Below are 11,345 nucleotides of genomic sequence, written 5' to 3' on the forward strand. Positions count from 1 at the left end.
GGCCCCCGCGGGTTCAGACGTCGTGGTCGTTGGCCACTGCCCGCTGAATGGTGATGAGCCGGTCCGTGGGCCGGAGTTCCGCGACTTCCGGCTCGGTGTAGTCCAGCACCCGGCCCCCGCGGAGGACGGCCACGACCAGGTCGCTGCACTCGCGTGGGGACCGCCCCGCCTCGGACGCCGTCACCGCGCGTTCGGCGATGTCCAGCCCGCTGCCGTAGGTCATCAGGCCCTCCAGGACGGTGCTCGCGCTCGGGCTGGCCACCGACATGCCGAGCAGCCGGCCCGCGGAACTGGAACTGGTGATGACGGAGTCGGCGCCGCTCTGCCTCAGCAGAGGGGTGTTCTCGTCCTCCCGGACCGCCACCACGATCGCGGCCTGCTTGTTGAGCTGGCGGGCCGTGAGCGTCACCAGGGCGGCGGTCTCGTCCCGCTGGGTGGAGATGACCACCTTTGTGGCCCGGTGCAGTTCGGCCTGGCGCAGGGTGTCGGAACGGGTCGCGTCGCCGAGTACGCCCACGAACCCGTCGCTGCTCGCCATGTCCACCATCTGCTTCTTCGGGTCGACCACCACGATCTTCTCCTTGGGCACACCTTGGCCCACCAGGGTCTGGGCGGTGCGACGGCCCTTGGTGCCGTACCCGATGACGACGATGTGATTCCGAAGCCGGGACCTCCAGCGATGGACCTGGACCTGATGCCGGGTGCGTTCGGTCAGCACCTCCAGCGTGGTGCCGACCAGGATGATCAGGAACAGCACGCGCAGTGGCGTGATGACCAGGATGTTGGTCAGCCGCGCGCTGTCGCTGACCGGCGTGATGTCGCCGTATCCCGTGGTGGAGAGGGTCACGGTGGCGTAGTACGCCGAATCGAGGAGACCGACGGACCCGCCGGCGTTGTCGTGGTACCCGTCGCCGTCCGCCCACACGACGAACGTCGTGATCACCAGGACCAGGAGCGCCATGACCAGGCGCCGCATGACCTGCTGGAGCGGTGGCCGTACCCCTTGCAGGGGCATGACGATGGCCCGGCCGGTCTCGGTGTCCTCCTCGGCCTGGCTGCGCGCACGCGACCAGAGCGAACGGAGGGTGGAGACCCTTGCGGCACCACGGGGCGGTCGCTGTTCTTCCCTCATGGGATCGGCTCTCCTTGACCGGCTGACTCTGCGGCGTTGCGCGCGTAGGACATAGGACCATCCTCGGGGATCGGGCCGGCCTTGCGTCCCGTTCGGAGTGTCCCGAGGCGGCCTCGGCCGACGTCACCGCACCCGGTCATGGACCGGAGGGCGGGCTTGCCCGCGGTGTTCTCGGTAGCGTCGTGTCCAGAGGCAGCGGGACCGTCGTCGGCCTCGCACGGCAGACGGACCGGGCCGGCCGGTCCTGTCCCGTGGGATCGCCCCGACGGGCCCGCTGCACAAGTCCGTTGTCCATGGGCTCAGTTGCTTTCGTCACCACGCTGGAGAAACGCCTTGCGCGACCACACCGTCATCGTCGGCTACGGGACCAAGGGCCGGTCCGCCGTGCAGACCCTGTGTGCCACGGGTCTGTCCCGGGACCGCATCGTCATCGTCGATCCCAGCACCAAGGTGATCGAGTCCGCGGTGGCCGAGGGGTTCGCGGGGGTGACCGGCGACGCGACGCGCAGCGACGTCCTGCTGCGGGCCGAGGTCCAGCGGGCGCACCAGGTGGTCATCGCCACCCAGCGCGACGACACCGCCGTGCTGGTCTCGTTGACCGCGCGCCAGCTCAACAAGCGCGCCACCATCGTCGCCGCGGTGCGGGAGGAGGAGAACGCGCCCCTGCTGCGCCAGTCCGGCGCCGACGCGGTGATCACCTCGGCCAGCGCGGCCGGTCGGCTGCTGGGCCTCTCGGTGCACAGCCCCACCGCCGGCGTGGTCATGGAGGACCTGATCCAGCAGGGCAGCGGCCTGGACCTGGTGGAGCGGCCGGTGGTCAAGTCCGAGGTCGGCAAGTCCGTCCGGGAGACCGACGACCTGGTCGTCTCGGTGCTGCGCGGCCACCGGCTCCTGGCGTACGACGATCCGCAGGCGAGCCCGTTGCAGACCGCTGACCGGCTGATCACCATCGTCCGGGTCGCCCCGCCGGAGGAGCCCGGCCGCCCCGGAAAGCCGCCCGTCAAGCCGACGTTGCCCGGCACCGGGGTCTCCCCGATGCGTCCGGCGGACGAATGACGGACGGTCAGCAGCGGGCTGCGGAACGGGGCCTGGGGCGTGACCTGCCGAGTCGCCCCGCGCCCCGCCCTTTCGCCCCGTGGTCGGTCGGCGAGTAGCCTCGCGCCCATGCGAGCGATCACCATCCCCGAGCCCGGTGGCCCCGAAGCCCTCGTCTGGGCCGAAGTGCCCGATCCGCAGCCCGCCGAGGGCGAGGTCCTGATCGAGGTCGCGGCCAGCGCCGTGAACCGCGCGGACCTGCTGCAGCGCCAGGGCCTCTACGACCCGCCGTCCGGCGCCTCCCCGTACCCCGGCCTGGAGTGCTCGGGGCGGATCGCGGCGGTCGGGCCCGGCGTGCACGGCTGGGCGGTCGGCGACGAGGTGTGCGCACTGCTCACCGGCGGCGGGTACGCCGAGAAGGTCGCCGTCCCGGCCGGCCAGGTGATGCCGCTGCCGCCCGGCGTCGACCTCATCACGGCCGCCTCGCTTCCCGAAGTGGCCTGCACGGTCTGGTCGAACGTCTTCATGATCGCGCACCTGCGGCCCGGCGAGACGCTGCTGGTGCACGGCGGCGCCAGCGGCATCGGCACCATGGCGATCCAGCTCGCCAAGGCGATCGGTGCCCGGGTCGCGGTCACCGCCGGCGGCCCCGAAAAGCTGGCCCGCTGCGCCGAGTTGGGCGCCGACATCCTCATCGACTACCGCGAGCAGGACTTCGTCCAGGAGATCCGCAAGGCCACCGACGGCAAGGGCGCGGACGTCATCCTCGACATCATCGGCGCCAAGTACCTGCAGCGGAACGTCAAGGCGCTGGCCATCGCCGGCCGTCTGGCGATCATCGGGCTCCAGGGCGGAGTGAAGGCCGAGCTCAACCTCGCCGCACTGATCTCCAAGCGCGCCGCGATCACCGGCACCGGTCTGCGGGCCCGCCCGGTGAGCGAGAAGGCGGCCATCGTCGCGGCCGTCCGGGAGCACGTCTGGCCGCTGATCGGCAACGGCCAGGTCCGTCCGATCGTGGACCGGACGCTGCCGATGGCGGAGGCCGCCGAGGCGCACCGCGTCCTGGACGCCAGCGGCCACGTCGGCAAGGTCATCCTGACGGTCTGAGCCGGCCGCCCCTCGCCCCCGGGGCTCCTGAACGCCCCCGCCCCTCCCCGTGCCGGCAGGTCACCCGGCCGACCTGCCCGAGATGCCGCGGTCAAACCGCTGTGTGACGCTGGGCACGTCACTCGACGGCTCGGCACGGGAGGGGCACCGTGGTCGCTCCACGATTCCGTACGCGCATGGCCGCAAGTCTGCTGGTGGTCGCCACCGCCCTGCCCGTCTCCCTGATCGCCGGTCCCGCGCTGGCCGCCGATCACCGTGCCACGCCGGCCGCCCGTCCCGATGATCCGCTGGACGACTACGCGGCGGATCCCCCGCTGGCCGCCGAGCGCCTGGAAGAGCAGTACCCCGGCCATCCCGGCGCCCCCGCGCGGTTGCCGGACTTCCCCGGCGCCGACGATTTCCTGGACTTCCGGGACGACCTCCTCGGCTTCTCCGGGATCCTGCCGGGCTTTCCGCACCACCTCGGCGGCCCGTTCGCTCACGGACCGCATCACCACCTGCATCGCCCCTTCGACCCGCGCTTCCCCTGGCGTCCCGACCCCGCTCCGGACTTCGGCGACGGTGCCCTGGACGACTCCGCGGACGCGGACCCGGCCATGCCGTCCGCTCCCCCCAGCGCTCCCGTCGCCGCCCCCGTCCAGCTGCCGCCAGGCCGACCCGCTCCGACGCCGGACGACGCCGCGCCCCCGGCCGCGTCGGACTCCGGCCCGGCCGCTGCCGAGGCGGCCCGGCCGTCTCCCGCGCGCCCCCGCGGCCTCGCCGCCGCGCCTGCGCCTGCGCCCGCACCCGCTCCGCATCGGCCGGCGCCCTCCCCCACCCCCGAGCAGGACCCCGACCATGCTGACGCGGTGGCCGGCCCGGCCCCGGCAACCAGTCCCTACGCCCTCGAAGCTCCGTCGACCCGGGTCGAACGGGTCCTGCCGCTGGGCGCGGGGATGGCGCTCACGGGCCTGGGGCTCGCCTTCCTGGGACTTCGGCTGAGGCGTCGCTGAGGCGCTGTTTCACGTGAAACGACGGAGCGTGGTTTCCCGTGAAACGGCCCGCGCTCCGTGGTTCCACGGGAAACACCAGCGGGCCTGACCGTTTCACGTGAAACGGCATGACCGTGCGGCATCGCGCGGAAGGGAAGGGCGAACGGTGTTTCACGTGAAACGGCCGGGACTTCCCCGATTCCGCCGGAAGCCCGCGGTCTCCCGGGAAACCGCGCGGCGAAAAGGCCGAGCGGAAACCGCTGCCCTGCCCGACGGGCGAGCCGTCCTTCCGAGAAGACGGATCACCTTCTGCCAAGGGCGCCACGGTTCCACTCCGTCGTACGAGAGAATGGCGGCATGGATATGCCGATGAACGAACGGTCGCAGGAGAACCAGCACGTCCTGGTCGTCGGCCCGGACGGCATGGCGCTCGGCAGCGCCGGCTCCGGTGGCGGGGACGAGGGCGAGGAGCCCCGTGAGATTCCGGTGACGGACATGGTCGAGCAGCCTGCGAAGGTCATGCGCATCGGCAGCATGATCAAGCAGTTGCTGGAAGAGGTGAAGGCCGCCCCCCTCGACGAGGCGAGCCGGGTGCGCCTCAAGGAGATCCACTCCAGCTCGGTCAAGGAGCTGGAGGACGGGCTGGCGCCCGAGCTGGTGGAGGAGCTGGAGCGGCTCTCGCTGCCCTTCACGGATGAGTCGGTGCCCACCGATGCCGAGCTGCGGATCGCCCAGGCCCAGCTGGTCGGCTGGCTGGAGGGGCTCTTCCACGGCATCCAGACCGCGCTCTTCGCCCAGCAGATGGCCGCCCGCGCCCAGCTGGAGCAGATGCGCCGGGCACTGCCGCCCGGTATCCCCGGGGAGGGGAGCCAGGAGCAGCCCGGTCACGGAGGCGCCCGCTCGGGCCCGTACCTCTGATCGCGGCGCCCAGCGCCCGCAACGGCCGGTGGGGCCGGCACGCCTCTCGCGTGCCGGCCCCACCGCTGTCAGGAGCTCGCTGCCGTCAGCTGCTGCGACCGGTCGAGACGGTCAGCTCGACGGTCTCCTGGCTGCGGGGGTCCCACCAGCTGCCGGGGGTCGGCGTCTGCTCCGTGACGGTGTTCTTGCCCCAGAGCGCGTCGTTCTTCTCCCCGACCACCTTGTACTTCCACCCGGCCGCGTCGAGGCACCGCTCGACCGACTCCAGGTTCTTGAACTTGAGCAGTGGGAAGAGGACCTTGTTCTTCTCGCTGTAGCTGGGCATCGCGTTGGTGCACTGGGACGTCTCGATCGTCGCCGACTTGTTCTCGGGCCGGACGGCCCGGGCGCCAGCGGTGGGCGAGGAGTAGGAGTACGTCGACGTCGGTTCGTCGGTGCTGCTGCTGGTGGTGGTGTCGTCGCCCCCGGCGCTCAAGCCGATGCCGACGGCTATCGCGGTCACCACGATCACGCCCACCACCGCCGCCACGATGATCACCGGGCTGTTGTTCTTCCGGGGCCGCGCCGGCGGCATCGGGCCGGTCACCGGGGGTGCGGGCGGCCCGGGGAACGGCGGCGGGGCCTGGAAGCCGCCGCCTGCGAACGGCGTGGGCGTCGGAGCCGGGCCGGGCGCCGGAACCGGACCCGGGGCGGGCGTCGGGTAGGCGTTGTTCACCGGCGGCGGCGTCGACGGGCCGTAGGCCGCCTGCGTCGGTTGGTACGGCTGCTGGACGTTCGGCGGCACCGGGGGCTGGGGGGTGCCGGAGGCGGTGGGGAACACCGCGGAGGAGACCGAGGAGCCGCTGGTGCGGGCCCGCGGGCCCTCGCTGATGATCAGCGGCGTTGCTCCGGACTGCCCGGACCCGGTGATCCGCAGGCACTCGTCCCGCATCGCCTCGGCCGTGGGGAACCGTTCGTTGGGGTTCTTCTTCAGCGCCCGGGCCACCAGCGCGTCCACCGCCGGCGGCAGCGAGCGGTTGATGCTCGACGGGGCCGGCGGCTCTTCCTGGACGTGGGCGTAGGCGATCGCCAGTGGGGAGTCCGCGTCGAACGGCAGCTGACCGGTCAGCAGCTCGAAGAGCATGATGCCGACCGAGTACAGGTCGGAGCGGGCGTCCACGCCGCGGCCCAGCGCCTGCTCGGGCGAGAGGTACTGCGGGGTGCCGACGACCATGCCGGTCTGCGTCATCGACGTCACGCCGGACTGCATGGCGCGGGCGATACCGAAGTCCATGACCTTGACGACGTTGCGCTTGGTCATCATGACGTTGCCCGGCTTGATGTCCCGGTGGACCAGGCCCATCTCGTGGCTCGCCTCCAGCGCGGCGAGCACGTCGGCGGTGATTTTCAGCGCCTTTTCGGTCGGCATTGCGCCGTGCTGGGCGATGTCGCCGTCGAGCGCGGAACGCAGCGGCTGCCCGGCGACGTACTCCATGATGATGTACGGCACCATGCCGCCGTCGATCTCGTCCTCACCGGAGTCGAAGACGGAGACGATGTTGGTGTGCGTGAGCTTCGCCACTGACTGCGCCTCGCGGCGGAAGCGCTCGCGGAACGCCGGCTCGCGACCGAGCTCGGTGTGCAGCGTCTTGATTGCGACCTCGCGGTCCAGCACGCTGTCGTAGGCGAGGTGCACGGAGGCCATGCCGCCGGCGCCGAGAAGATCACGAAGCTGGTAACGTCCACCGCCGACCGAACGGCCCTCGAATTGGCCCTGAGTGCCGTCCTGGCTCATCGTTCCGCTTCCCCCCAGGCGCACTGCCCGTTATGTCCGGCGATCGAAATCTCGATTTCCGCAGCTAAGTCTGCCTCAGGGCACGAACACGTCAAGCTGTGTGCCCGTTCCGTGACCAGATGTGCAAGATCCGGTCACGGGCGTCAAGGATTTCGGGCTTCCTGGCATCTCTGGTGAACTTGCCACACTTGGCCTGCGGAAGGTTTGATGGCCGGTCCACGACGGGCCGGTGGGTACCGCGGAACCTGTAGCGTGCTCTAGCGAAGACCGAGACCTTACCGCTGTGATGCGGATCGATTCGACGGCGAGGACCGATGGCACCGACGCAGAGCCCCCAGGGGCCGTCCGATCCTGACGCCAGCGGCCCCAACTCCCACGACGCACCGGAGATGTGGGGCAACAGCGGACTGGTCGGCGACGGCCGCTACCGGCTGACGCACCGGCTGGGCCGGGGCGGCATGGCAGAGGTGTTCGCCGCCGAGGACGTGCGCCTGGGCCGCACCGTCGCCGTGAAGCTGCTGCGCGCCGATCTCGCCGAGGACCCGGTCTCCAAGGCCCGCTTCACGCGCGAGGCGCAGTCCGTGGCCGGTCTGAACCACCATGCGGTCGTCGCCGTGTACGACTCCGGTGAGGACGTCGTCGGCGGCAACACCGTGCCGTACATCGTGATGGAGCTGGTCGAGGGCCACACCATCCGCGATCTGCTGCTGAACGCCGAGGCGCCGCCGCCGGACCAGGCGCTGATCATCGTCTCCGGGGTGCTGGAGGCGCTGGCCTACAGCCACCAGCACGGCATCGTGCACCGTGACATCAAGCCCGCGAACGTGATCATCACCCACGGCGGCGCCGTGAAGGTGATGGACTTCGGCATCGCCCGTGCGCTGCACGGCGCGCAGTCGACCATGACCCAGACCGGCATGGTCATGGGCACCCCGCAATACCTCTCCCCTGAGCAGGCGCTCGGCAAGACCGTCGACACCCGCTCCGACCTCTACGCCACCGGCTGCCTGCTGTACGAACTCCTCGCGCAGCGGCCGCCGTTCACCGGTGAGACCCCGCTCTCGGTCGTCTACCAGCACGTCCAGGACATGCCGGTGCCGCCCTCCCAGGTCGCCGAATCGGTGCCGCCGGAGCTGGACGGCCTGGTCATGCGGTCGCTGGCCAAGGACCCCGACGACCGCTTCCAGTCCGCCGAGGAGATGCGCGGTCTGGTCCAGTACTCGCTGCAGATGCTGCACGAGCAGGGCGGCCACACCGGCACCTGGAACACCGGCCCGGTCGCGATGCCCGAGGGCGGCCACACCATGGCCCTCCACGGCGGTGCCGCCGAGACCAGCGTGCTCTCCCACGCCGACGCCGGGCAGACCACGGCACAGCCGGTCCTGACCCCCGGGATGCGGGACGACGACGGCGGTTTCGAGGGCGGATACCGCCAGGCCAAGGGCGGTCGCGGCAAGGTCTGGCTGATCGCGGTGCTCGCGCTGATCGCCATCGCGGTGGGCGTGGCCTTCGCCGTGCAGAACACCAAGGGCACCGGCCACAAGCCCACGCCGCCGGCCACCCATTCCCCCTCCCCGACGCCGTCGGACGAGACCACCGAGCCGCCGACGGACGACGAGACCACCCCCGAGAGCTACCCGGACAGCTCCAGCGGCGGCGGGAACCCCTACACCCACCGGCCGAGCCGCCGGCCCACCTCCGATCCGACCACGGAGCGGCCCAGCACCCAGCCGGCGACCACGCCGCCGCCGAGCGACACCACCGGCGGGACGACCAACGGCGGCGCCACCGGCGGGGACACCACCGGCGGGACGTCGGACGGCGGGAGCACGACCGGCGGCGGGACGTCGGACGGCGGGACCAACACGGGCGGCGGCTCCAACACCGGCGGCTCCAACACCGGCGGTTCGAGCACCGGCGGCACCCCCGGCAGCAACGGCGGGACCGGCGGCACGCCCCTGGGCGGGACGACCGCCGGCTGACGCCGAACGGGCCGGCGCCCCGCGCGTCAGCCCGTGAACGCCCGCCGCACGGCGGGGTATTCGCGGGTCCACCACACCGCCAGCGCCGCCGCAGCGGGGAACTGCGGATCGGTGCGCCGGTCGCCGAGCTGGTAGCGCCAGGTGAGCATCCAGAAGTCGTTCAGCCGCTCCCACCAGACCCGGTGGACGGCCGCGGCCAACTCCTCGGGGCCGGCCCCGCACACGCTCCGGTAGGCGCCGGCGTACGCGGCGACCTTCGTCAGGTCCAGCGTTCCGCAGGGGCGGACGAAGAAGATCGCGGCGGCCCGCACCGCCTCCTCGGCGCGGGGCTGCACGCCCAGCCGGTCCCAGTCGACGATCGCGGTCGGTTCGGTGCCGCGGTAGAGCACGTTCAGCGGGTGGAAGTCGCCGTGCACCCAGCCCGCCGGGGGCTCCGCGCCGGGGGCCGGCCGGCGGTGCGCCTGCCGTGCCAGCAGGGCCCGGCGCTCCAGGAGGCGGTGCTCGGCGAGCTCGTCGAAGCTGGTGCGCGGGCGGGCGCCGCGCGCCAGCGCCAGCAGTTCGTCGATCGTCTCGAAGGTCCGCTCGGGATCGGCCGCGGTGTCCGTGCCGGGCAGCCGCGGCGGCGCCGCCTCGTCGGCCATGACCTGCTCCAGCGTGGTGTGGACGAGCCCGAGCAGGGCTCCGAGCCGGCGTGACTGCCCGGCGGTCAGCGCGGCGCCGCTCGGGTGCCGGCCCTCGATCCACGGGTGCAGGGCGTAGCAGCGGCCGTCCAGGACGGTGAAGGTCCGGCCGTCGGTGCCCGTGACGGGCGGGACGACCGGCAGGCCGAGTCCGGTCAGCCGGCGGACGGCGCGGTGCTGCCGGGCGAGGGCGGTGCGGTCGCCGTCGAGGTGGTGTTTGAGGAAGTAGCGGCCGCCGGTGGTGGCCAGGAAGTAGCCGTGGTTGAGCAGTCCCTCGGCGACAGGCTCGCAGGACAACGGCGTCCCGGCACGGTCGTAGTGGCGCAGCAGGGATCCGAGGGTGGCGCGGTCGGGCGTCGCCGCCGACCGCGCTACAGATGAGCGCAGCACGCGCCAGATGTTAGATCAACGTCGCCCAGTGGAGTGGGCGTCCCGGAAAGCCTTACAGAGGGTGTGCGCATCCGAAGACCGGGACATCCGTGAGGTGGTGCAGCGTCGCGAATTCCGGAGCGATCCGCAGGAAGACCGGGTCGTAGGGGACGCCGTCGGCCAGTCGCGGGGTGCGGCCGAACAAGTCCCGCTCGGCCGCGGTGGGTTCGACGACCCGGGCGGTGCCGGTGCACTGCACGGACCAGGCGTCGCGGGCGTCGCCGCCGACGTTGTCGGCCTCGTACGCGACGACGCTGCCGTCCAGCGCCCGGTGGTAGTCGTAACCGCGGTGCAGCCTCAGCAGCAGCCGGCCGTCGACGACCAGGTGCCGGGTGACGGTGGTGAAGGGCAGCGCCCGCCGGCTGGCCGAGACCCGTCCGTAGGGGAGCGTGCTCAGCAGCTCGATGGCGCGGCGGACGTCGGTGGACATGCCCTCAACTCTGCCCGGCCGGCGGGGTGTCGGATAGGGACGGCCGCCCCCGATCGGTGGGACGTTGGTCCCGGTCGCCGGGCCGCCGCACCGCCCCTTTCGCGGTGGCGCCTCGGGATATGTGCGCAGCTCAGCGCCTTTCGGCCTGCCGTCGGGCGACATAGGCGGCGGCCTGGGAACGGCGTTCCATGCCGAGTTTGGAAAGCAGGCTGGAAACGTAATTCTTGATCGTTTTCTCGGCGAGGTGAAGTCGTTCGCCGATTACGCGATTGGTCAGTCCCTCGCCGATCAGATCGAGGATCTTGCGTTCCTGTTCGGTGAGGTTCGCCAGCCGGTCGTCGCTCTTGGCGGCGTTGCCGTCGCGGAGCCGTTCCAGGACGCGGGCGGTGGCCACCGGGTCGAGCAGCGACTTTCCGGCCGCCACCTCGCGGACGGCGGAGAGGAGTTCGCTGCCGCGGATGGCCTTGAGGACATAACCGGACGCACCGGCCATGATCGCGTCGAAGAGGGCCTCGTCATCGGCGAACGAGGTGAGCATCAGGCACTTGATGTCCTCGTTCTGCGCGCGGATCTCGCGGCAGACCTCGACGCCGCTGCCGTCCGGGAGCCGGACGTCCAGCACGGCCACGTCCGGACGCGTCGCCGGGATCCTGACCAGCGCATCAGCCGCGGTACCGGCCTCGCCGACCACCTCGATGTCGTCCTCGACCGACAGCATTTCGTGGACGCCCCGCCGGACCACTTCGTGATCATCGAGCAGGAAAACCGTGATTTTTCCGTCTTCGTGCACCACCCCAGTCTCACACATCAACTCTTCCCGTGCTCCAGGTCACCGATATAACGTGCCGTTGTCCCGGCGGCCTGCAACGCTGTGACCAGGAGTTGAT

General features: G+C 71.6%; 9 protein-coding genes and 1 pseudogene. 5 read left to right on the plus strand and 5 right to left on the minus strand.

Annotated features, from left to right (window positions below):
- Positions 1-13: 13 nt before the first annotated feature.
- Positions 14-1,132: a potassium channel family protein gene (locus ACIQE0_RS09880; protein WP_366333370.1), complete on the minus strand. Its 1,119-nt coding sequence runs from the start codon at positions 1,130-1,132 to the stop codon at positions 14-16.
- 318 nt (positions 1,133-1,450) lie between these two features.
- Here ACIQE0_RS09880 and ACIQE0_RS09885 point away from each other — a divergent pair.
- The 4 genes and pseudogenes from ACIQE0_RS09885 to ACIQE0_RS09900 all read left to right on the plus strand — a co-directional run.
- Positions 1,451-2,188 (plus strand): annotated as a pseudogene (locus ACIQE0_RS09885) (potassium channel family protein); the annotation flags it as partial.
- Positions 2,189-2,296: 108 nt separating this feature from the next.
- On the plus strand, positions 2,297-3,274 hold the full coding sequence (locus ACIQE0_RS09890) for an NAD(P)H-quinone oxidoreductase (RefSeq protein WP_366333368.1): 978 nt from the start codon (positions 2,297-2,299) through the stop codon (positions 3,272-3,274).
- A gap of 176 nt (positions 3,275-3,450) precedes the next feature.
- The gene (locus tag ACIQE0_RS09895; RefSeq protein WP_366333366.1) at positions 3,451-4,266 is read left to right on the plus strand and encodes a hypothetical protein; all 816 of its coding nucleotides are present in this window, start codon (positions 3,451-3,453) and stop codon (positions 4,264-4,266) included.
- Positions 4,267-4,602: 336 nt separating this feature from the next.
- Positions 4,603-5,163 carry a bacterial proteasome activator family protein gene (locus ACIQE0_RS09900; RefSeq protein WP_402330277.1) on the plus strand — a complete coding sequence of 187 codons (561 nt, stop codon included), beginning with the start codon at positions 4,603-4,605 and terminating at the stop codon, positions 5,161-5,163.
- 85 nt (positions 5,164-5,248) lie between these two features.
- Here the strand turns inward: ACIQE0_RS09900 and ACIQE0_RS09905 are convergent, their stop codons facing one another.
- Positions 5,249-6,937 carry a protein kinase gene (locus tag ACIQE0_RS09905; RefSeq protein ID WP_402330279.1) on the minus strand — a complete coding sequence of 563 codons (1,689 nt, stop codon included), beginning with the start codon at positions 6,935-6,937 and terminating at the stop codon, positions 5,249-5,251.
- A gap of 314 nt (positions 6,938-7,251) precedes the next feature.
- On the opposite strand from ACIQE0_RS09905, the gene ACIQE0_RS09910 reads away from it, so the two are divergent.
- Positions 7,252-8,919, plus strand: coding sequence for a protein kinase (locus ACIQE0_RS09910; protein WP_402330281.1), 1,668 nt, complete (start codon positions 7,252-7,254; stop codon positions 8,917-8,919).
- A 26-nt stretch (positions 8,920-8,945) separates the two neighbouring features.
- On the opposite strand, the gene ACIQE0_RS09915 is transcribed toward ACIQE0_RS09910, so the two are convergent.
- The 3 genes from ACIQE0_RS09915 to ACIQE0_RS09925 form a co-directional block, all read right to left on the minus strand.
- Positions 8,946-9,989 (minus strand): phosphotransferase, encoded by a 1,044-nt coding sequence (locus tag ACIQE0_RS09915; protein WP_402330282.1) that lies wholly within the window; start codon positions 9,987-9,989, stop codon positions 8,946-8,948.
- Between the two features lie 52 nt (positions 9,990-10,041).
- Complete coding sequence (locus ACIQE0_RS09920) at positions 10,042-10,458, minus strand: pyridoxamine 5'-phosphate oxidase family protein (RefSeq protein WP_366333356.1); 417 nt, start codon at positions 10,456-10,458, stop codon at positions 10,042-10,044.
- 130 nt (positions 10,459-10,588) lie between these two features.
- Positions 10,589-11,248, minus strand: a complete 660-nt coding sequence (locus tag ACIQE0_RS09925) for a response regulator transcription factor (protein WP_366333354.1) — start codon at positions 11,246-11,248, stop codon at positions 10,589-10,591.
- Positions 11,249-11,345 lie beyond the last annotated feature (97 nt).

Origin of the sequence: Streptomyces sp. NPDC093097 (assembly GCF_044754325.1) — a bacterium.
GTDB lineage: Bacteria > Actinomycetota > Actinomycetes > Streptomycetales > Streptomycetaceae > Streptomyces.